This is a genomic window from Amycolatopsis iheyensis (assembly GCF_024703995.1).
GTDB lineage: Bacteria > Actinomycetota > Actinomycetes > Mycobacteriales > Pseudonocardiaceae > Amycolatopsis > Amycolatopsis iheyensis.
Map to the genome: position 1 here is coordinate 1 of NZ_JAMXQV010000035.1, position 20,258 is coordinate 20,258.

The following is a 20,258-nucleotide window of genomic DNA, read 5'->3' on the forward strand; positions in this document are numbered from 1 at the left end:
GGCAGCGGCAGCTCGACGGGCGCCGGCTCCGCCTCGGGCGCGGCCCGCCCGGGTGGCATCGGCGCGGCCGAAGCGGCCGCCGGGCGCGGCATGGGTGGCCTCGGCGCCGGCAGCGCGTCCGGGCGCGGCGGGATGGGCGCGGGCGGCATGGGCCGCGGCCAGAAGGGCGAGGGCGACGAGGACACCGAGCACTCGCGGCCGACGTACCTGGTCGAGGGTGACCCCGACGAGGTCTTCGGCACCGACCTTCGCACGGCCCCGCCGGTCATCGGCGAATAACGGACAAATGAGAAACGGCCCCGGGGAACCGGGGCCGTTTCTCGTTTGCGCAGCTCCCGGAACCAGTAGCCTTCGCTCCGCGTCGGACACCGCGGAGGCCGGGATGACACCTGAGGAATGGCTGGCGAACTTCGAAACGAAGATCGCCGACGTGCGCGAGAAGGCCGAAGAGTTCCGCGTGGGTCTCGAAGCCGCCGGCACGACGGTGGCCTCGCCCGACGGCGCCATCCGCGTCGGCGTCGCCCCCAACGGCTCGCTCACCGACCTGCAGCTCGCCGACTCCGCGCTGGCCGGCAAGTCCGGCGCCAAGCTCGCCGAAGAGATCCTCAAGCTGGCCCGCAAGGCCCAGCGCGGTGCCGCCGTCAACGTCGCCGCCGCGTTCGCGCCGCTGGGCGGGGACTCGGAGGCGATGCACATGGTGACCGGCTACGTCCCGCCGGAGGAGCCCGAAGAGCCACCCGCGCCCGAGCCGGTCCGGGAACGCCGGCTGTGGCAGCACGAGGAGCCGGAAACGCCGCCACCGCCGCCCGTCCGCCGGCCGGCCCGGCCATCGCGCGACGACGATGACGACTTCGGGGACAACACGTTCATGCGCCGGGACTGAGGGGGAGAGAACCCATGACCACCGCGACCTCCGGGGCCGGGATCGCCGACACCTACGCCGGGCTCGTCGACTCGATCAAGGCCGACTCCGAATCCGAGGGCGAGCGCGTCCTCGAGGTGTCGATCAGCGCGGCCGGCGCGGTCGTCGACACCGTCGGCGCCGCGATCGACCCGCTCGGCGCCATCCTCAACGCCGGCGTCGGCTGGCTGCTCGAACACGTCAGCTTCCTGCGCGAGCCGCTCGACGCGCTGCTCGGCAACCCCGACGAGATCAACGCGAACGTCGACCAGCTCAAGTCCGCCGCGGTCGAGATGCACACCCTCGCCCAGGAGCACCGCGAGGACCTGCGCAGCGTCGCCGAATGGACCGGCCAGGCCGCCGACGCCTACCGCGACAGCCTCTCGAAGATGGCCGAGGAGCTCGAGTCGCTCGGCAAGACCCTCGACGGGACCGCCGCCGTCGCGGGCATCTCCGGCATGCTCGTCTGCACGCTGCGCGGCATCGTCTTCGGGCTCATCTCCTCGGTGATCGCCGAGCTGATCCGCGACGCGCTGATCGCGGCGGCCTCGGCCGTGTGCACCTTCGGCGGGTCGATCGCCGCGTTCTGCGGGGTCGCGTCGGCCCGCGCCGCGGCGACCGCGTCGAAGATCGCCGGCAAGATCAGCAAGCTCCTCGAGGGCTTCGGCCGCCAGGGCGGCCGGCTCGCCAAGCTGCTGGAGGCGATGGAGAAGCTGACGAAGGGCCTCGACCGGTTCTCCACCGTCGGCGGGCTCGCGATGGGCGCCTACCAGGCCGCCAAGCCGTACGACACCCAGCAGCCGGCGGAGGCGTGACGTGGTCACCCACCACACGGACGTCACGCCGACGCACCACACCAGTACCCCGCATCCCGAAACCCCCACGACGCATCCCACCGAGCCACGCCCGGCGCGCGAACCGCACCCGAGCGACGGCGGCCACAGCGGCGGGTACGGGCTGCACACCGAGTCGCTCGGCACGATGGAGGGCAACCTCGGCCAGACCCGGGACAAGGTCCACGCGGTCGGGCGGACGGTCGCGGCCACGAACCTCGGACCCCAGTCGCTGGGACTCGCCGGGGCGGGGATGGCGGGTGTGTTCAACGGCCACGTGACGGCGGCCCAGGAGCACGTCGCGCTGGCCGCGAAGGCGGTGGACGCCGCCGGGGAGCGCACGAAGGCCGTCCGCGAGCACTACGAGACGACCGAGGCGAACAACGCGACGACGATCGCGTCGGCGGGTAAGCCGGTCGACGCGCCCCCGGCCAAATCCGGCGGTGGTGGCGGCGGCGACAACCCGCCTCCGACCCCGCCGGGCGGTGGCGGTGGGATGGACAACAACGGCGGCCACCACGCGTCCGACGACGAGCTGCGCGGGCAGTACACGCGCGAGTCGATGCAGACGCGTCCGACGTCGACCGACGACCAGATCCGCGACGCGGCCGCCCGCCTGGGCTACGACCCGGACCAGCACCTGGCGATGACGCTGAAGCCGACCGCGGACCTGACCCCGGCGCAGCGGGCGGAGATCGTCGCGGTCCGCGACGAGCTGCGTGCCGACCCGGGCGAGATCATGACGAAGGTCGTGAAGCCGGAGATCGGCGAGGCCACGCTGGCGAACCAGACCACCTACGTGGACGCCCACAAGGGCACGACGGAGACGAACTACCCCACCTCGGTGGCCGGCTCGATCGCCCGCGGCAGCGACACGTCCCAGTACGGGACGCCCGGCGAGTTCCGCGACAAGCTCGCGCTCGACGACAAGGGCCTCGGCTGGACACCGATCAAGGCGAACGCGAACGAGGCCTACCAGCTGCGCTTCCCCGCGTCGGGCAAGGCCGACGCGATGGAGATCAGCTACGGCGGGACCGACCCGGTCACCGCGGGGGACATGCAGGGCCTGTCGCACCAGTCCGCGCCCCGCGAGATGCAGCCGCCGTTCCTCGGCACCGGCTACACGGGCGGCGGGGTGCCGGAGTGGCTCCACGCGCCACGGGGCTACGCGGGCCGTGGTGAGATGTGGCTCGTGCACGCGGACGGGACGGAGTCCCTGGCGGGGGTCTACCTGCCCGACCGCGGCTGGTTCGACGTACGCGGCCGAGGAGGGGCGAATGCCGGAAATCCGTAGAGTCTCGCCCGCCGAGCGGGCGGTCTACCGGGGCGAGACCTACGACGCGGCCGAACGGGTGCCCGCGGACGTGCAGCTCTACCGCGACGGCGTGCCCTGGAAGCTCGTGCCCATCACCGATCTCGACGAGTGGTACACGATCCGCGTCCGGGGCACCTTCCTCGAGCACGAGTTCGAGGTGGTGGACGAGCGTGACGGCCGCTACTCGCTGTTCCTGATGGCCGGCGACGGCAAGTGGGCGGCCCGTGTCTGGGCCGAGCCGGAGCGCCACCCGGACGTCGACTTCCAGCGGCAGGACCAGTTCACCTTCGTGGCCGTCGTGCCGAAGCACCTGGTCACCGACCTGCGCGAAATGCGCACCGACCACCTCCGGCCGGGTGGCGCCCGATGAGCGCCGACGCACCGGCCGGGCTCTCCGGCGCCACCGTGGTCCAGCTCCCGGTGAAGCCCGGGCTCGCCGGTCTCTACCTCGGCAACGTGCTCGTCCCCGGCCGCTTCGAGCCGCACCGCGTCCAGGGGTTCGCCGGCCGCGTCGAGGACGTCGCCGAGCTGGACACTGCGGCCACCGTCCGCAACTACGGCCTGGCGAAGATCCCCGGCTGGGGGCCGCTGGACGAGCTGTACCTGCTGCGGTTCACCGCCGGGCACCCCTTCCCGTTCCGCACCTCCTACGGCTCCACGGACCGGGAGATCGCCGCCGAGCTGGGGATGTCGCGGGTGTACCCGCCGCCGTTCCTCGGCACCGGGTACTTCCCCGGCGAGGACCACCCGCTGCCCGAGTACGTCCTGCGGCTGATCGAGCTCCCCGTCGGCGCCGAGCTGTGGGTGCGCCGCCTCGACAACACCGAGGAGCGCCTCGGCCAGTACCACAGCCGGAAGGTGGGCTGGATCCCCGAGCGGAAGGACGCCTTCGGCGAGGCGACCTGGTTCCCGCCGCCGGTGCCGCTCCCGCCGCTCGTGCGGCGCGGCTACACCGCGCGTTACCGCGGCGGCGACTTCGACGCCGAGTTCGCCGGCCCGGGCCGGGTCGTCCTGCACCCGTTGCCGGGCGCCGCGGCCCCGGCCGACTTCGGCGAGACCTACGGGCACCGGATGAAGGCGCTCGACCAGGTCGAGCTGGCCGAGCTGACCTTCGTGCGGACGCTGTGCCGGTGGCGCGGTGGCACGTTCGAAATCCTCGGCCGCACGCGGGAGTCCGCCGACCTGCACCTGGTCGACGAGGACTACGTGCTCGCCCGCGACCTCGGACTGTCCGAAGTGGACTACCGGGTGTGGCGCCGGACCGTGCCGGCCGCCGAGCTCACCGACGTCCGGACCGAGTCCGTGCCGGTGCCGCTCGAAGGGCGGCTTCAGTAGCGGTAGAACTTCTCCGCCCGGCCCTGGCGGACCAGCTTGAGCCACTGCAGGAACGCCTTCGGGTCGCGCTTCACGCCCACGAAGTACAGGCCGAAGCGGACGATCTCGAGCGCGCCGATCTTCCGCATGCCCGGCTGCGACAGCAGGTAGCCGCGGTTGCGGTAGGTGTAGTAGCGCTTGACCTCGTTCTCGGGGTCCTGCGCGTGGAACTTGCCGCCCAGCATCGGCTTGAACTCGTCGGAGCCGTCCGGGTGCAGGTACTTCGTCTTCAGCGACGTGCCGAACGGCAGGCCCGAGCGGGCCAGCCGCCGGTGCAGCTCGACCTCGTCGCCGCGGAAGAACAGCCGCAGGTCCGGCACGCCCACGACGTCCAAAGTGGACGCGCGGAAGAGCGCGCCGTTCATCAGGGACGCGATGCCGGGCAGGAAGTCCACGCCCAGCTCGGACTGCGACCGCTTCCAGGTGAGGCCGCGGCGCAGCGGGAAGGCCAGCTTGTCCGGGGCGTCGATGTTAGACACCACCGGCGAAATCTCGGCCAGGCCGCGCTTTTCGGCCTCTTCCAGCAGGATCGCCAGCACGTTCTCGTCGGCCGGGCGGCCGTCGTCGTCGGCCAGCCAGACCCAGTCCGCGCCGAGCGAGAGCGCGTGCAGCATGCCCAGCGCGAACCCGCCGGCGCCGCCGAGGTTCCGGTGCGACGGCAGGTACGTGTGCGGCAGCGGGTAGTTCTCGACGACCTCGCGCGCGGAGTCGTCCGGCCCGTTGTCCACCACCACCAGGTGATCGACCGGCCGGGTCTGGGCCGCGATGACCTTCAGCGAGTCCGCGAGCAGCTCGCGCCGGTGCCGCGTGACGACCACGCCGACGACCGCACCTTCGGGCAGCTGCCGCGTCTCGCTCGTCATCATTCCCCGCCGTTCTTCGTCGCTGCCGGTTCGATGCCGAAGCGCTCCAGGGTTTCCTGGCTCATGTTGTCGAAGGGGTCGCGCCCCTTGTACGCCGTGAGGACGTCCCGCAGCGAACCCTGTTGCTTGAGGTGACCTTCATCCATCCAGATGGCGGAGTCGCACAGCTCGAACAGGAACTCGTCCGAGTGGCTGGCGAAGACCAGGATGCCGGAGCGCTTCACCAGGTCCTTGAGCCGGTCGCGCGCCTTGTTGAGGAACGCCGCGTCGACCGCGCCGATGCCCTCGTCGAGGATCAGGATCTCCGGGTCGATCGAGGTGACGACGCCGAGCGCGAGCCGCACCCGCATGCCGGTGGAGTACGTCCGCAGCGGCATCTGCAGGTAGTCGCCGAGCTCGGTGAACTCCGCGATGTCGTCGACCCGCTTCTCCATCTCCTTGGCGGTCATGCCGAGGAAGAGGCCGCGGATGATGATGTTCTCGACGCCGGAGATCTCCGGGTCCATGCCGATGCCGAGGTCGAACACCGGCGCGATCTTGCCCTGGATCCGCGACGAGCCGCGGGTGGGCTCGTAGATGCCCGCGAGCAGCCGCAGCAGCGTGGACTTGCCGGCGCCGTTGTGCCCGACCAGGCCGACGCGGTCGCCCTCGCGCAGGTTCAGGGTCACGTCGTGCAGGGCCTCGATGATCGGCACCTTGGACTCGGTGCCGATCTTGCCGCCGACCTTGCCCAGGACGCGCTTCTTCATCGACCGGGTCTTCGCGTCGAAGATCGGGAAGTCGACGAAGGCGTTGTGAACGTCAATGGAAACCATGTGTCACACCCAGTAGGAGACGCGGGCACGGTAGTTGCGCATCGCGACGAGCGCGAGCGCCCAGCCGACGACGGTGATGGAGCCGACCACGATCCAGTTGCCGACGCTGAACTCCTGGCCGAGCAGCGGTGCGCGGACCACCTGGATGAAGTGGTAGAGCGGGTTCGCCTTGACGATCGGCAGGATCCACGAAACGCCTTCCCGGGCGCCGCCGCTCATCAGCTGGTCCACCGGCCAGACGATCGGCGTGCCGTAGAACAGCAGCTGGATCAGCGAGTTCACGACCTGCGGGATGTCGCGGAAGCGGGTCGAGATGATCCCGAACAGCAGCGTCACCCAGGCGGCGTTGACCGCCAGCAGCAGGAACCCGGGGATGGCCAGCAGGATGTTCCAGCTGAGGCCCGGGTGGCAGATGTGGTCGGGGAGGCACGTTCCGTTGCCCAGCAGGGAGTACTGCTTGCTGAGGGCGCCGAAGAAGATCGCCAGCACGGCCACGTAGACGATCATGTTGTGCGCCAGCATCAGCGTCTGCCGCCACACCGTGCGCAGCATGTAGACGCTCAGCGGCGCCGGGAGCTGCTTGATCAGCCCCTCGTTGGCGATGAACGTTTCCATGCCTTCGGACAGGCAACCGCTGATGAAGCCCCAGATGATGAAGCCGGTGGAGATGTAGGGCAGGAACACCTCGACGGGCAGCTTGAACAGCTGCGAGTACAGCAGCCCGAGCCCGAGGGCGAGGACCGCTTGGCTGATGGTGATCCAGAACGGCCCGATCACCGAGCGGCGGTACCGCTGCTTGATGTCCTGCCAGCCGAGGTGACCCCACAGCTCGCGAGCGTTGAACCCGGCCTTGATGTCGGCAAAGGCACGCGCGAACGTCTTGCTGTCCGACGCCGGCGGCGCCGACGTCGCAACGGGTGAGTTCGCGGCCTGAACCGTGCTGGTGGCATGCACGTGGACGAGGGTACCGATGGGATGCTGGGCGGCCGGGCCACCCCGCCCGTGTGATAGAGCTGTGAGACCGCTACGCGGCGGGCGGTGTCACCCGTACTGGTACTTTCTCCGCTTATGACTGCTGCTCTCGGCGCGGCGAGCCTCATGGTCAACCTGCTCGCGGCGTATGCCGATCGGCCGGACCCCCGCTCGGTGGCCGTCGTCGGAAACCAGCCGCTCCCGCCCGACCCCCAGCGGGCGAAGGCGGTCGACGCCTGTGACCTGGTCATCCGCGTCAACGGCTTCGTCGTCGACAAGCCCGGCGAGGAGATCGTCGGCACCCGGACGCACGTCGTGGTGTTCAACCGCGCGATCCGGGCCACCCCGTACGTCTTCCAGGACTACCGCAGGCGGCTCTACCTGCTGGTCGAGCCCGGCCGGATGCACTGGGAGCCGGAGGACGTGCCGGGCTGGTGGCCCGCCGACCTCGGCGCGGTCCCGGTGTCGAACCGCGAGGTCGTGCTGCCGCTGTCGGACGCGCTCGGCCTGCCGACGCGCGACGAGCCGACGTGGTCGACCACCGGCACGCTGGCGGCGTGGATCGCGCGGACGGCGTTCCCGACCGCGCAGCTCGTGCTCACCGGGTTCTCGTTCATCGACAACCCCGACCAGACCTCGTGGGAGCACGCCGCCGGCGACTCCTGCATCGTCGGGCCGGAGCACCAGATCGCCGCCGAGGGGCGGCTGCTGGACTCCTGGACCAAGACCGCGGTGACATGCGGGGCTTCGCCCCGAGTCGGGGGCTCCGCCACCCGAACCCCCGAAAGCGGCGTAACCACCCTCCTGCGCTGACGCGCCTCCCCACCCAGGTAAGGAACACCATGGCTGTCCAGAAACTCGGCAGAGGACTGCTCGAGCGGATCGTCCGGGTCGTCGACTTCCGCGTCGACGAGCGCACCCGCGGCCTCGCCGAGCGCGTCAACAACCTCGAGCACGCCACCGCCGACCACCGGCGCCGGCTCGACAGCGCCGAGCACGGCCTCGAGCAGGCCCGCGGTGACCTGCGCTGGGCCCGGGCCGAGCTCGACCGGCTGATCCCGCACGTGGCCGCCCAGGAGGGCCGCCTGGAGACGCTGCGCGAGTCGATGTCGCTCGTCCCGAACGCCGACGCCCCGCAGATCGCCGAAGCCCGCACGCTGATCGAGGAGATCCAGCGGCAGCACGCGCAGATCCGCGTCCGGCTCGCCGGCATCTCCCGCTACGAGGACCGGCTGCGCCGCCTCGAGGACTCGCTCAGCGTCCCGGCAGGCGAATGACCGCCGTTCTGCGCGAAGCGGACGAAACCGACCTGGACCGGATCCGCCGGTGGCGCAACCACCCGGCGGTCCGGCAGGTGAGCTTCACCACCCACGAGATCGGCGCCGACGAGCACCGCGCGTGGTTCGCGAAGGTGCTCGACGACCCCACCCGGCGGGTGCTGGTCTACCTGCACGACGGCGTCCCGGCCGGGGTCGTCCTGTTCGCCGACGTCGACGGTGGCAGCGCCGAATGGAGCTTCTACCTCGACAACGAGGGCTTGGGCCGGAACGTGCTCGCCGCCTGGCTGCGGCTCGAGCAGGCGGCGGTCGACTACGCCTTCGACGAGCTGGGCCTCGACGTCGTCGGCGGCGCCACCCTGGCGGACAACCGACAGGTGCTGCAGCTGCACAAGCGGTTCGGCTTCACCGAAGCACGCAGGTATGTTCGGGACGTCGACGGCGTGCCCCGCGAAGTGGTCTGGACCGAACTGCGGGCCGCCGACCGCCGCCAGGGAAGGAAGCGATAGCCCGATGACCACCGAGGTGCGCATCGGCGCCCACGTCGTCTCGCCCGAGCAGCCGCCGTTCGTGATCGCCGAGATGTCCGGCAACCACAACGGCGACCTCGGCCGCGCGCTGGAGATCGTCGACGCGATCGCGGAAAGCGGCGCGCAGGCGGTCAAGCTGCAGACCTACCGGCCGGACACGATCACCATCGACGTCGACACCCCGGCGTTCCGGATCGGCGACTCGCACTCCCTGTGGGGCGGCGAGAACCTGTACAAGCTGTACGAAAAGGCCCACACGCCGTGGGAGTGGCACGAACCGCTCTTCGAGCGCGCCCGCGCGCGCGGCCTGGAGATCTTCTCGAGCCCGTTCGACCCGACGGCCGTCGAGCTGCTGGAGTCCCTCGGCGCGCCGGCGTACAAGATCGCGTCGTCGGAGATCGTCGACCTGCCGCTGGTCGAGCTGTGCGCGCGCACCGGCAAGCCGCTGGTCATCTCCACCGGCATGGCGAACGTCGCCGAGATCGACGCGGCGGTCCGCACCGCGCGGGCGGCGGGCAACGACCAGCTGATCGTGCTCGGCTGCACCGCGAGCTACCCGGCGTCGCCTTCGGAGAGCAACCTGCGCGGCCTGCCGCTGCTGGCGGGGCTCACGCAGACGCTGGTGGGCCTGTCCGACCACACGCCGGGCATCGGCGCGCCGGTCGCGGCCGTCGCGCTGGGCGCGGTGGCGATCGAGAAGCACGTGACGCTCGCCCGCGGTGACGGCGGCGTCGACTCGGACTTCTCGCTGGAGCCGGCCGAGCTGGCGGCGTTGGTCACCGAGACGCACCGGGCGTGGGAAGCGCTGGGCGCGCCGGTGCTCGGGCCGCGCGAGAGCGAGGCCGAGGGGCTGCGCTTCCGCCGTTCGCTCTACGTCGTCGAGGACGTCCGGGCCGGCGAAGAGGTGACGCCGGCGAACGTCCGGTCGATCCGGCCGGCCGGCGGGCTGGCCCCGGCCGAGATCACCAAGGTCGTGGGGCGCACCTTCCGCGTCGACGCCGCGAAGGGCACGCCCCTGACCTGGGACCTGCTCTAGAAGAACGCGCGCACGGCGTCGATCACGCGGTCGACGTCGGCGTCCGTCAGCGCTGGGAACAGCGGCAGCGAAAGCTCCTGCTCGTAGTACGCCTCGGCGTTCGGGCACAGGCCGCGCCGGTAGCCGAGGTCCTCGAACACCGGGTGCCAGTAGACCGGGATGTAGTTGACCTGCACCCCGATGCCGACGCCGCGCAGGTGCTCGAACAGCGCCTTGCGCCGGCCCTCGAGCACGCGCAGCGGGTAGAGGTGCCACACCGGGTCGGCGCCCGGCCGGCTCGGCGGTGTCGCCACGCCGTCGACGTCGCTCAGCGCGGCGGTGTAGCGGGCGTGGATCTCCGCGCGGCGCTTCTTGAACTCCGCGAGCCGGGTGAGCTGGCTGGACCCGAGCGCGCAGAGGACGTCCGGCAGGCGATAGTTCAGGCCGAACTCGTGGACTTCCTGGTGCCAGCCGCCTTCGTCCGGGTGGCGCTGGTCGGCGCGGTCGCGGACCAGGCCGTGGTTGCGGAACTTCCGCGCCCGGTCCAGGAGGCGCTCGCCGGGGGTGACGACCGCGCCGCCCTCGGCCGTCGTGAGGTTCTTGGTCGGGAAGAACGAGAACGTCGTCAGGTCGGCGATCGAGCCCACCGGGCGGCCCTGCCAGGAGCCGCCGACGGAGTGCGCCGCGTCCTCCAGGAGCAGCGCGCCCGCGTCGTGGGCCGTTTCGGCGAGCGCGTCCAGCTCGGCCGGGTGGCCGGCGTAGTCGACGGCCGCGACGACCTTCGTGCGCTCGGTCACGGCCGCTTTCGCCGCCTCGACGTCGAGGTTGCCGGTGTCCGGCTCGACGTCGGCGAAGACCACCTTCGCGCCGAACAGCGCGGCCGTCGCGGCGGTCGCCACGAACGTCATCGGGCTCGTGACGACCTCGTCGCCCGGCTTGACGTCTGCCGCCGCGTACGCGACGTGCAGGGCCGCCGTGCCCGAGGTGACCGCCACCGCGGGCGTGCCGCCGGTGTGCGCCGCAAGGTCCGTCTCGAACCGCTGGACTGCGGGCCCGGTGGTCAGCCAGTCGCCGCGCAGGACGTCGACGACGGCCTGGATGTCCTCTTCGCTGACCGACTGGCGGCCGTAGGGGAGGAACGGCTCAGGCATGCTGCTCGACCAGCTCGCGCAGCTCTTCCGGGTTCAGCCAGAGGTCGTTGGTGTCCGAGCGGTAGGCGAACCCGTCCGGCATCGGCGTGCCGTCGGCCGGCGGCTGGTAGCCCCAGCCCGCGAGGTGCGGCTGGACGACGTAGCGGTCCTTGAGCTGGACCGTCCGGCGCGCGTCGTCGGGGGCGATCATCTCCTCGTGCAGCTTCTCGCCCGGGCGGATGCCGACCTCGTGCATCTCGCTGCCCGGCGCGATCGCCTGGGCCAGGTCGACCAGCCGCATGCTCGGGATCCGCGGCACGTACAGCTCACCGCCGTGCATCTGGTCGAAGGAGTCGACGACGAACCGCACGGCCTGGGGGAGCGTGATCCAGAACCGGGTCATGTCCTTGTGCGTGATCGGCAGCGACTCGCCCTGCTCGGCCAGCTTGCGGAAGAACGGGATGACGCTGCCCCGCGAGCCCATGACGTTGCCGTAGCGGACCACGGAGAAGCGCGTCACGTGCGCCGCCGCGTAGTGGTTGCCGCTGATGAACATCCGGTCGGCGCACAGCTTGGTCGCGCCGTAGAGGTTGATCGGGCTCGACGCCTTGTCCGTCGACAGCGCGACGACCTTCTTGACGCCGGTGTCGATCGCCGCCTCGATCACGTTCTGCGAGCCCATGACGTTGGTCTGGACGAACTCGAACGGGTTGTACTCGCCGGTGTCGACCTGCTTGAGCGCGGCGGCGTGCACGACGTAGTCGACGCCGTGCATGGCGCGCTCGAGCCGGCGCCGGTCGCGGATGTCGCCGATGAACCAGCGCAGCCGCGGGTCGTCGCCGAACAGCTGGCGCGTCTCGTACTGCTTCAGCTCGTCGCGGGAGAGCACGACCAGCCGGCTCGGGTTCAGTTCGGCGAGCGCGTGCGCGATGAACGCCTTGCCGAAGGAACCGGTCCCGCCGGTGAGCAGGATGCTGGAGCCATCCAGCTCGGACATCGTTGACCTCCGCGTTTCGGTGACTGTGGCCGTCGGCCATCATGTCACCCATGCGTGAAGCGCCCGTGGTCAACGCCGTCATCCAGGCCCGGTCGTCGTCGACCAGGCTCCCCGGCAAGGTGCTGCGCCCGCTCGGCGGCCGCAGCGTGCTGGGCTGGGTCGTCCGGGCCGCGGCGGCCGCACCCGGCGTCGACCAGGTGGTGGTCGCGACCTCTTCGGACGCCTCCGACGACGCCGTCGCCGTCGAGGCGGCCCGCTGCGGGGCTGCGGTGGTGAGGGGCCCGCTCGACGACGTCCTCGAGCGGTTCGCGGTGGCGGTGCGCGAGCACCCGGCCGACGCCGTGATCAGGCTCACCGCGGACTGCCCGCTGCTGGACCCGGCGCTGATCGGCCAGCTCGCGACGCTGTGGCGTGCCCAGCCGTCGCTGGACTACCTGAGCACGACCCTGGTCCGGACGCTGCCGCGCGGCTTCGACGCCGAGCTGGTGCGGGCCGACGTGCTGCTCGAGCAGGTTGCGTCCGCGGTCGGCGCCCATCGCGAACACGTGACCTCGGCGATCTATTCGCAGCCGCTGCGCTACTCGTGCGCCGGGGTCGTGGTGAGTCCTCCGGCCGACGACCTGCGCGTGACGCTCGACACCGCCGAGGACTGGGAGCTGCTGTCGGCGATCGTCGACGAGCTGGGCGACCGCGTCGGCGACTGGCGGGCGGTGGTCGCGCTGCTGCGGGCGCGGCCGGAGCTGGTGGCGCTGAACGCGCACGTCGAGCAGAAGAAGGTCGGCCGGTGAGGCTGCTGCTCCGGGCGGACGCGTCGGGTTCGATCGGGGCCGGGCACATCTCGCGGATCGTCGCCTACGCCGAGCGCGCGGTGGCGCGGGGTTTCTCGGTCGCGTTTTCGGGAAGCGTGGACAACGCGGAGTGGCTCGCGGCGCGGCTCGACGAGCTGGGCGTCGCCCGGGTGCCGTTCGACGCGACGGGCTTCGACGCGGTGATCGTCGACCACTACGGCCTCGGCGACCTGCGCGAAGAGGTCAACGCGGCGGGCGCACTGCTCGTCTCGATCGAGGACGACGTGTTCGGCCGCCGTCCGGCGGACATCGTCGTGGACTCGGGCTTCGCACCCGCGCCCCGGCCGGACGACGGCTCGGACGTCCTGCTGCGCGGGATCGAGTACGCGCCGCTCCGGGACGTCGTGCTGGCCACGCGCCGCGCGCCGGCGGGCCCGCCACCCCACGTCACGGTGGTCCTGGGCGGCGGCGCCGAGTGGTCTTCGACAGTCGCGTTGCTGCTTCGCGCTCTTCGCGACACGGAGCTGCCCTTCGTGGCGGACGCGCTCGTGCGCGGGGAGCCTTCGGTGCCCTCACTGCTGCCTGGCCAGTCGATCCGGGTCGCGCCACCGAGTCCGGCGTTGCTGGAGCTGTTCGCGACGACGGACGTCGCGGTGAGCGCGGCCGGGATGACGTTCGTGGAGCTGTGCTGCCTCGGCGTCCCGGCGGCGGTGGTGCAGCTGGTGGACAACCAGGAGACGGGGTACAGCGCCGCGCTGGAGCTGGGCCTGGGCATCGGTCTCGGCCACGCGGACACCCTCGCGGACCGGCTGCCGGCGGTCACGGCGTCGCTGCGCTCACTGCTGTCCGACGCTTCGCTGCGCGCGTCGCTGGCGGCCACGGCGTCGTCCACAGTGGACGGCAGAGGTGTCGACCGCGTCCTGGATCGGCTGGCTTCGAGGACGGGAACTGTCCGCGATGCTTCGTACCGTTGAGGCATGACCACACCGTTTCGCATCGAGATCCCGCAGGCTTCGCTCGACGACCTCCGCAGCCGCTTGGCGAACACCCGCTGGCCGGACCAGCCGGCCGGCGCGGGCTGGCGGCTCGGGGCGCCGGTCGACTACGTGCGTGAGCTGGCCGAGTACTGGCGCACGGGCTTCGACTGGCGGGCGCAGGAGGAGCGGCTCAACGGCTTCCCGCAGTTCACGACGGAGATCGACGGCACGAAGGTGCACTTCCTGCACGTGGTCTCACCGGAGCCGTCGGCGACGCCGGTGCTGCTGACGCACGGCTGGCCGGGCTCGATCGTCGAGTTCCTGGACGTCATCGGCCCGCTGACGGACCCGCGCGCGTACGGCGGCGACCCGGCTACGGCGCTGACGGTGGTGGTCCCGTCGATCCCGGGCTACGGCTTCTCGGGCCCGACGCCGACCCCGGACTGGGGCCCGGACCGGATCGCCCGGGCGTTCGCGACGCTGATGACAAGGTTGGGCTACGAGCACTTCGGCGCCCACGGCGGCGACTGGGGCGCGATCATCTCCCGGGAGCTGGCGGTGCAGTTCCCGTCGCGCGTGCGGGGCATCCACGTGACCATGCTGCCGACGGCGGTGGTCCGCACACCGGCGGACCTGGAGGGCCTGCCGGACGCCGAACTCGGCCGGCGTTCACTGGAGAAGGGCCAAGCGTTCGCGGCGACGGGAACGGGCTACGCGATGATCCAGGCGACGAAGCCGCAAACGCTTGCGTACGGCCTCCACGATTCCCCGGCGGGCCAGCTGGCGTGGATCGCGGAGAAGTTCCGCTCGTTCTCGAACACCTCGGCGGATTTGATCGACCGCGACGACCTGCTGACGGACGTGTCGATTTATTGGTTCACGGAGACGGCGAACTCATCGGCCCGGCTGTACGCGGCTTTGACGGGTGGGTGGGGAGCACCGCCACAGCCCAATACGGTCCCGACCGGCGTAGCGGTCTTCCCGGACGACATCGGGTTGCCGATCCGGACGCTGGCCGAGCGGACGGACAAGATCGTCCGCTGGACGGAGTTTCCACGGGGCGGGCACTTCCCGGCGCTGGAGGAACCGGACGCCCTGATCGGCGACATCCGGGAGTTCTTCGGAAGCCTGTGAAGCCGGGGCCACGGGAGCCGTGCCTAGACGGGTTCGAGACCGTGCTTCACACAGCCGCTCCTCGGCGCCGACCGACGTGTCCTCGCGGTTCTTGAGCCTGCGGGTGCGGATCCGGATCGCCGATCGGGTCCGCTGGCCTCGCTGCGGACGATCGCGGCGAAGCGGGAACTGGACCGCAACCAGCAGTCCGACGGCACCCATCACCCGCATACCGCGCACGGGTGGCAGCGCGGCGCGCTTGCCCCGACGCCGGGAAGCTGGTTGTGGATCCGGAGTTGTGGGCGCGCACCACCCGCCACGTGATGCTGCTGCACTCGCCCGACGGTTACACCCCGGCCTTCGTCCGCGATGTCCTCAATTGCCAAGATGGCCACGCTGCCGAAGCAGCTGCGGCCGTCCTTAACCTGGGATCAGAGCAACGAGGTCCGCGGTCGGGTGCCGTTGCGGAGCATGGCGTAGAGAACATCGCAGCGGCGGCGGGCGAGGCAGATCAGCGCGGCGTTGTGCTCTTCCTGTCGTAGTAGCGTAGTAGGTCCCGCTGGCCGGGGCGGGACAGCGAGGCATAGGCGGCGAGGAAGAACGCGCGTTTGAGCTGGCGGTAGCCGGTCCGGGCGGCGGTCCAGCCGTTCGCCCGTGCGAGGCGCGTGGACATTCGCGATCGCGGTGAGTTTGCGGCGCCCGGCTTTGGCGATGCCAGGCTATCGCCACCCCCGGACCAACCAGCCTCAAAGCCGACTTATCCACAGGGGTTGTCCACATCCCCCTCAGTCTGTGGACAACCCCTCTCCCCGAAGAATCAGAGGAATCAGAGGTACTGCCCAGTCCCCGAAATCCCCGGCCCATGCGGCGCCTCAGGCCCCGCACCAGCGGAAGGCCCGGCAGGCAACCCCCGCCGCATCTGCTCGAGCTGTACCCGAGCCGCCATCTGCTGGGCGAACAGCGCCGTCTGGATTCCGCTGAACAACCCCTCCAGCCACCCGACGAGCTGCGCCTGCGCGATCCGCAGCTCCGCGTCCGAAGGCGTCGAGTCGTCGGTGAAGGGGTGGACCAGGCGCTCCAGCTCGCTCTGCAGCTCCGGCGCCAGCGCGTTCGCCAGCTCCTTCACCGACGTCTGGTGGATCTCGCGCACCCGCGTGCGGGACGCGTCGTCCAGCGGTGCCGCGCGGACCTCCTCCAGCAGCTGCTTGATCATCGTGCCGATGCGCATCACCTTGGCCGGCTCTTCGATGAGCTCGCCCACCGCCTCGGCGTGCTCCGCGCCCTCGACCGGTGAGCCGTCCTTTCCGACTACCACCACGTGGGGTGAAGATTGCTGGCCCGCGTCACCCGCTGTGAAGTTCGGCTCGGTCATGTGCTCCATCCTGGCTCGCCTTCGCCACGCTCCGCGACACCCACGGGGCGTCCGTCTCCGAGCGTAGCCGCAATCGGGGTTCCCGGTGGCTCTCCACCCAACCCCGGGCGCGCGGCGAAACCGCACGTCCGTACGGTGTCCACATGGCGTTCGACGTCGCTCGTATCCGTGGGCTCTTTCCCGCGCTGGGTGACGGCTGGATTCACTTCGACGGCGCCGCCGGAATGCTGGTCCCGGAACAGGTCGCTTCGGCCGTTTCCACGGCGATGCGCGCCCCGGTGTCCGGGCCGGGTGGAGCGTTTCCGGCCTCACAACGCGCGGAAAGCATCGTGACCGCGGCCCGCCGGGCCGTGGCCGACCTGGTCGGGGCCGACCCGGCCGCCGTCGTGCTCGGGCCGAGCGCGCCGGTGATGCTGCGCCGGCTCTGTGACGCGCTCGCCGAGCGCTGGACGATCGGCGACGAGGTCGTCGTGTCGAGGCTCGACGAACAAGCCAACCTCGCGCCGTGGCAACGCGCCGCGAAACGCGTCGGGGCCGTCGTGCGCTGGGGTGAGATCGACATTGAAACGTGCGAACTGCCCGCGTGGCAGTACGAGCAGCTCGTGTCGGCGCGCACCAAGGCCGTCGCGGTCACGCTCGCGTCCGGGTCCGTCGGCACCCGGCCGGACGTCCCGACGATCATCGAGTTCGCCAAGCGGGTCGGCGCGCTCGTCGTCGTCGACGCCACCTACGCCGCGCCCTTCCTGCCGCTCGACATCAACGCGCTCGGCGCCGACGTCATGGTCGTCTCCGCGCAGGCGTGGGGCGGCCCGTCCGTCGGCGCGCTCGTCTTCCGCGACCCGGAGCTGATCGAGCGGATCCCGTCGGTCTCGCTCGACCCGACCGCCCGCGGCGCCGCCCGGCTCGAGCTCGGCCCGCACGCGTACCCGCTGCTGGCCGGGCTGATCGCGTCGATCGACTACCTGGCGGGCCTCGACGACGCCGCCGCCGGGTCACGCCGCGAGCGCCTGGTCACCTCGCTCGGCTCGGCGAAGTCGTACCACGCCGGGCTGCTCGCGCAGCTGTCCACGGAACTGCTGTCGTTGCGGCACATCATGGTCATCGGCAACGCGATGAGACGCATTCCCGCGCTCGCGTTCGCCGTCGCCGGCAAGAAGGCGCCCGAAGTCGCCGAATACCTGGCGTCGCAGGGGTTGTGCGCCTTCGCCGACGACGGTGCGGCGGGCGTCTTCGCGTCGCTGGGAGTCGGAGAAGTGGGCGGCGCCGTGCGGATCGGGCTCGCCCACTACTCCAACGTCTTCGAAATCAACCAGCTGGTGCGGGTCCTCGAAGAACTGCGTTAGGACTTCGCGGCCAGCAGGATCTTCCCGAACACCGAGCCTTCGTCCATCGCGCGGTGCGCCGACGCGGCTTCGGCCATCGGCACGACCTGGTCGACGATCGGCTTCACGGTGCCCTCGGAAACCAGCGGCCACAGGTTTTCCCGGACGTCGGCGACGATCGCGGCCTTCTGCTCCAGCGGCCGGAACCGCAGGCCCGCGGCGAACACCTGGGCCCGCTTGCCGAGCAGCGCCCCGACGTTCAGCTCGCCCTTGACCCCGCCCTGCATGCCGATGATCACCAGCCGGCCGTCCTGCTGCAGCGCGTTCACGTTGCGCCCCAGGTAGGACGCGCCCATGTTGTCGAGGATGACGTTCGCGCCGCCGGTCTCCTTCCGGAGCACCTCGACGAAGTCCTCGTCCTTGTAGTTGATCGCGATGTCGGCGCCGAGCTGGCGGCAGCGGTCGAGCCGCTCCGCCGAACCCGCGGTGACGGCGACGGTCGCGCCGAGCGCCTTGCCGACCTGGATCGCGTGCGTGCCGATGCCGCCGGCGCCGCCGTGGACCAGCAGCACCTCGCCTTCGGTGAGCTTCGCGTGCATCACGACGTTCGCCCAGACCGTGCACGCCACCTCGGGCAGCGCGGCGGCGGTGATCAGGTCCACCTCGGCCGGCACGGGCAGCAGCTGCCCGGCCGGGACGGCGGCCTTCTGCGCGTAACCACCGCCGGCGAGCAGCGCGCAGACCTCGTCGCCGACCGCCCAGCCTTCGACACCTTCGCCGAGTTCGGTGATCGTGCCGGAGCACTCCAGGCCGATGGTTTCGCTGGCGCCAGGCGGCGGCGGGTAGTTGCCCTGCCGCTGCAGGAGGTCCGCGCGGTTGACTCCGCTCGCCGCGACGTCCAGCAGCACTTCGCCGGGCCCGGGACGCGGATCCGCGACCTCCGCCCACTCGAGAACGTCCGGGTCACCTGGTTCACGGATGGTGATCGCGTACATGTGTCGACTGTATACCGGCCGCTGAACTTCCCGCCGAATGACGCATTGACGTACTACTCATTCGGAACAAAGGTGAGCAACCATGTCACCCATTCGAAGAAGAATCCTGCCGCCGGTGGCCCTGGCCGCCTGCGCGACGCTGGCGCTCGGCCTGACCCCGGCCGCCGCCGCGAACACGGTCCCCGACGGCCCCGCCCTGGCGAAGCAGCTCGTCAAGAAGGTCGGCGTCGACGGCGTCAACCGGCACCTCATCGCCCTGCAGCGGATCGCCGACACCAACGGCGGCACCCGGGCGGCGAGCACCGAAGGCCACAAGAAGTCCGCCGAGTACATCGCGAACAAGCTCACCGCGGCCGGCTTCCAGGTGACCCGCCAGGAGTTCCCGTTCACCTACGCGGAGACCCTGGCCGAGAAGCTCACCGCGGGCGGCGCGAACGTCCCGGTCATCGCGATGGAGTACACCGTCTCGACGCCCGTCGGCGGCATCACCGCGCCGCTCGCCGTCGTCCCGGTCGACGACACCAGCGGCTGCGAGGCCACGGACTACAGCGCCGACGTCGCCGGCAAGATCGCGCTGATCAAGCGCGGCGGCTGCTCGTTCGCGCAGAAGCAGGAGACCGCCGCGGCGGCCGGCGCGATCGGCGCCATCGTCTACAACAACACCGACGGCGCCCTGAACGGGACCCTGGGGGACCCGGCCGTCGCCAAGATCCCGACCGGTGGCGTGACGGCGGCCGCGGGCGCGCAGCTGGCCACCCTCGGCGGCCAGAGCGTGACGCTGGAGCTGCGGGCCTTCCAGGAGGCGCGGACCAGCTACAACGTCATCGCCGAGACCAAGACCGGGCGCAAGGACAACGTCGTGATGCTCGGGTCGCACCTCGACAGCGTCCCGGCGGGCCCGGGCATCAACGACAACGGCTCCGGCTCGGCGACCCTGCTCGAGACGGCGCTGCAGCTGGGGAGCAGCCCGAAGGTCAACAACGCCGTCCGGTTCGGCTTCTGGAGCTCGGAGGAGTTCGGGCTGATCGGCTCGACCTACTACGTCGACCAGCTGAGCTTCGAGCAGCAGCTGGACATCGCGCTGTACCTGAACTTCGACATGATCGGCTCGCCGAACGCCGGGTACTTCGCCTACGACGGTGACAACTCCGACGGCGTCGGCGCGGGCCCCGGCCCGTACGGCTCGGCGCAGATCGAGAAGACCTTCGTCGACTTCATGCAGGCCGCGCGGGGCGTCTCGCTGGAGGGCACCGACTTCACCGGCCGCTCGGACTACGGCGAGTTCATCGCCGTCGGCATCCCGGCCGGCGGTCTGGACACCGGCGCCGAGGTGCTGAAGACCCCGGCGCAGGCGGCGAAGTGGGGCGGCACGGCGAACATCGCATTCGACCCGTGCTACCACCAGGCCTGCGACAACCTGGGCAACATCGACCGGGTCGCGCTGGACCGCAACGCGGACGGCGTCGCCTGGGCCCTCGGCGTCTACGCGACGAGCACCGAGAGCGTCAACGGCGTCAAGCCGGGCAAGAGCAAGACGGTCAAGCAGAAGGCCGCCGAACGCGGCGCGCAGCGGAACTTCTCCGCTCGTGCCGTCGCCGGTGACCCGCACGCGCTGACCGCGTAAGCACGGAAAAGGGGCCGTCCCACGCCGGGACGGCCCCTTTTTTCG

21 protein-coding genes and 2 pseudogenes are annotated in these 20,258 nt (G+C 71.1%); 15 read left to right on the top strand and 8 right to left on the bottom strand.

Annotated features, from left to right (window positions below; translation table 11 throughout):
- The 6 genes and pseudogenes from M8542_RS43275 to M8542_RS43300 all read left to right on the top strand — a co-directional run.
- Positions 1–279: pseudogene (locus tag M8542_RS43275) on the top strand (hypothetical protein); the annotation flags it as partial.
- A 103-nt stretch (positions 280–382) separates the two neighbouring features.
- The gene (locus M8542_RS43280) at positions 383–883 is read left to right on the top strand and encodes a YbaB/EbfC family nucleoid-associated protein (RefSeq protein ID WP_257926217.1); all 501 of its coding nucleotides are present in this window, start codon (positions 383–385) and stop codon (positions 881–883) included.
- 14 nt (positions 884–897) lie between these two features.
- Positions 898–1,716: a WXG100 family type VII secretion target gene (locus M8542_RS43285; RefSeq protein ID WP_257926218.1), complete on the top strand. Its 819-nt coding sequence runs from the start codon at positions 898–900 to the stop codon at positions 1,714–1,716.
- A gap of 1 nt (position 1,717) precedes the next feature.
- On the top strand, positions 1,718–3,028 hold the full coding sequence (locus M8542_RS43290; RefSeq protein ID WP_257926219.1) for a hypothetical protein: 1,311 nt from the start codon (positions 1,718–1,720) through the stop codon (positions 3,026–3,028).
- On the top strand, positions 3,012–3,419 hold the full coding sequence (locus M8542_RS43295) for a hypothetical protein (RefSeq protein WP_257926220.1): 408 nt from the start codon (positions 3,012–3,014) through the stop codon (positions 3,417–3,419). The genes M8542_RS43290 and M8542_RS43295 overlap by 17 nt, the downstream gene beginning before the upstream one ends.
- Positions 3,416–4,384 (top strand): hypothetical protein, encoded by a 969-nt coding sequence (locus M8542_RS43300; protein ID WP_257926221.1) that lies wholly within the window; start codon positions 3,416–3,418, stop codon positions 4,382–4,384. Before M8542_RS43295 ends, M8542_RS43300 begins: the two co-directional genes overlap by 4 nt.
- Here M8542_RS43300 and glfT1 read toward each other — a convergent pair.
- The 3 genes from glfT1 to wzm are packed head-to-tail and all read right to left on the bottom strand — an operon-like array spanning position 4,378 to position 7,055.
- On the bottom strand, positions 4,378–5,286 hold the full coding sequence (gene glfT1 / locus M8542_RS43305) for a galactofuranosyltransferase GlfT1 (protein WP_257926222.1): 909 nt from the start codon (positions 5,284–5,286) through the stop codon (positions 4,378–4,380). The genes M8542_RS43300 and glfT1 overlap by 7 nt on opposite strands.
- Entirely contained in the window at positions 5,286–6,101 is an 816-nt protein-coding gene (gene wzt, locus M8542_RS43310) for a galactan export ABC transporter ATP-binding subunit Wzt/RfbE (protein ID WP_257926223.1), read from the bottom strand. Before wzt ends, glfT1 begins: the two co-directional genes overlap by 1 nt.
- Positions 6,102–6,104: 3 nt before the next feature.
- Positions 6,105–7,055 carry a galactan export ABC transporter permease subunit Wzm/RfbD gene (wzm, locus tag M8542_RS43315; protein ID WP_257926224.1) on the bottom strand — a complete coding sequence of 317 codons (951 nt, stop codon included), beginning with the start codon at positions 7,053–7,055 and terminating at the stop codon, positions 6,105–6,107.
- 144 nt (positions 7,056–7,199) lie between these two features.
- Here wzm and M8542_RS43320 point away from each other — a divergent pair, with 144 nt between their 5' ends.
- The 4 genes from M8542_RS43320 to pseI are packed head-to-tail and all read left to right on the top strand — an operon-like array spanning position 7,200 to position 9,916.
- Positions 7,200–7,886: a glycosyltransferase family 29 protein gene (locus M8542_RS43320; RefSeq protein ID WP_257926334.1), complete on the top strand. Its 687-nt coding sequence runs from the start codon at positions 7,200–7,202 to the stop codon at positions 7,884–7,886.
- Between the two features lie 29 nt (positions 7,887–7,915).
- Positions 7,916–8,350, top strand: a complete 435-nt coding sequence (locus M8542_RS43325; protein WP_257926225.1) for a hypothetical protein — start codon at positions 7,916–7,918, stop codon at positions 8,348–8,350.
- On the top strand, positions 8,347–8,859 hold the full coding sequence (locus tag M8542_RS43330) for a GNAT family N-acetyltransferase (protein ID WP_257926226.1): 513 nt from the start codon (positions 8,347–8,349) through the stop codon (positions 8,857–8,859). Before M8542_RS43325 ends, M8542_RS43330 begins: the two co-directional genes overlap by 4 nt.
- A gap of 4 nt (positions 8,860–8,863) precedes the next feature.
- Complete coding sequence (gene pseI, locus M8542_RS43335) at positions 8,864–9,916, top strand: pseudaminic acid synthase (RefSeq protein WP_257926227.1); 1,053 nt, start codon at positions 8,864–8,866, stop codon at positions 9,914–9,916.
- On the opposite strand, the gene pseC is transcribed toward pseI, so the two are convergent.
- Entirely contained in the window at positions 9,913–11,046 is a 1,134-nt protein-coding gene (pseC, locus tag M8542_RS43340) for a UDP-4-amino-4,6-dideoxy-N-acetyl-beta-L-altrosamine transaminase (RefSeq protein WP_257926228.1), read from the bottom strand. The genes pseI and pseC overlap by 4 nt on opposite strands.
- The gene (gene pseB / locus M8542_RS43345) at positions 11,039–12,022 is read right to left on the bottom strand and encodes a UDP-N-acetylglucosamine 4,6-dehydratase (inverting) (protein ID WP_257926229.1); all 984 of its coding nucleotides are present in this window, start codon (positions 12,020–12,022) and stop codon (positions 11,039–11,041) included. The genes pseC and pseB overlap by 8 nt, the downstream gene beginning before the upstream one ends.
- Before the next feature lie 41 nt (positions 12,023–12,063).
- Between pseB and M8542_RS43350 the strand changes: the two genes are divergently transcribed.
- From M8542_RS43350 to M8542_RS43360, 3 genes are read left to right on the top strand one after another with little or no spacing between them, the layout of a single operon-like run.
- Positions 12,064–12,810: a cytidylyltransferase domain-containing protein gene (locus tag M8542_RS43350; RefSeq protein ID WP_257926230.1), complete on the top strand. Its 747-nt coding sequence runs from the start codon at positions 12,064–12,066 to the stop codon at positions 12,808–12,810.
- Positions 12,807–13,784 carry a spore coat protein gene (locus M8542_RS43355; RefSeq protein WP_257926231.1) on the top strand — a complete coding sequence of 326 codons (978 nt, stop codon included), beginning with the start codon at positions 12,807–12,809 and terminating at the stop codon, positions 13,782–13,784. The genes M8542_RS43350 and M8542_RS43355 overlap by 4 nt, the downstream gene beginning before the upstream one ends.
- A gap of 3 nt (positions 13,785–13,787) precedes the next feature.
- Positions 13,788–14,921: an epoxide hydrolase family protein gene (locus tag M8542_RS43360; RefSeq protein ID WP_257926232.1), complete on the top strand. Its 1,134-nt coding sequence runs from the start codon at positions 13,788–13,790 to the stop codon at positions 14,919–14,921.
- Positions 14,922–15,331: 410 nt separating this feature from the next.
- On the opposite strand, the pseudogene M8542_RS43365 reads toward M8542_RS43360, so the two are convergent.
- Both M8542_RS43365 and M8542_RS43370 read right to left on the bottom strand, forming a co-directional pair.
- Positions 15,332–15,534: pseudogene (locus M8542_RS43365) on the bottom strand (IS110 family transposase); the annotation flags it as partial.
- 192 nt (positions 15,535–15,726) lie between these two features.
- Positions 15,727–16,281 (bottom strand): bacterial proteasome activator family protein, encoded by a 555-nt coding sequence (locus tag M8542_RS43370; RefSeq protein ID WP_257926233.1) that lies wholly within the window; start codon positions 16,279–16,281, stop codon positions 15,727–15,729.
- 134 nt (positions 16,282–16,415) lie between these two features.
- Between M8542_RS43370 and M8542_RS43375 the strand changes: the two genes are divergently transcribed.
- Complete coding sequence (locus M8542_RS43375) at positions 16,416–17,615, top strand: cysteine desulfurase-like protein (protein ID WP_257926234.1); 1,200 nt, start codon at positions 16,416–16,418, stop codon at positions 17,613–17,615.
- On the opposite strand, the gene M8542_RS43380 is transcribed toward M8542_RS43375, so the two are convergent.
- Positions 17,612–18,589: an NAD(P)H-quinone oxidoreductase gene (locus M8542_RS43380; RefSeq protein ID WP_257926235.1), complete on the bottom strand. Its 978-nt coding sequence runs from the start codon at positions 18,587–18,589 to the stop codon at positions 17,612–17,614. The two genes, M8542_RS43375 and M8542_RS43380, sit on opposite strands and share 4 nt — an antisense overlap.
- Positions 18,590–18,671: 82 nt before the next feature.
- On the opposite strand from M8542_RS43380, the gene M8542_RS43385 reads away from it, so the two are divergent.
- A complete protein-coding gene (locus M8542_RS43385; protein ID WP_257926236.1) occupies positions 18,672–20,213 on the top strand; it encodes a M28 family metallopeptidase in 1,542 nt (513 codons plus the stop codon).
- Positions 20,214–20,258: the final 45 nt, after the last annotated feature.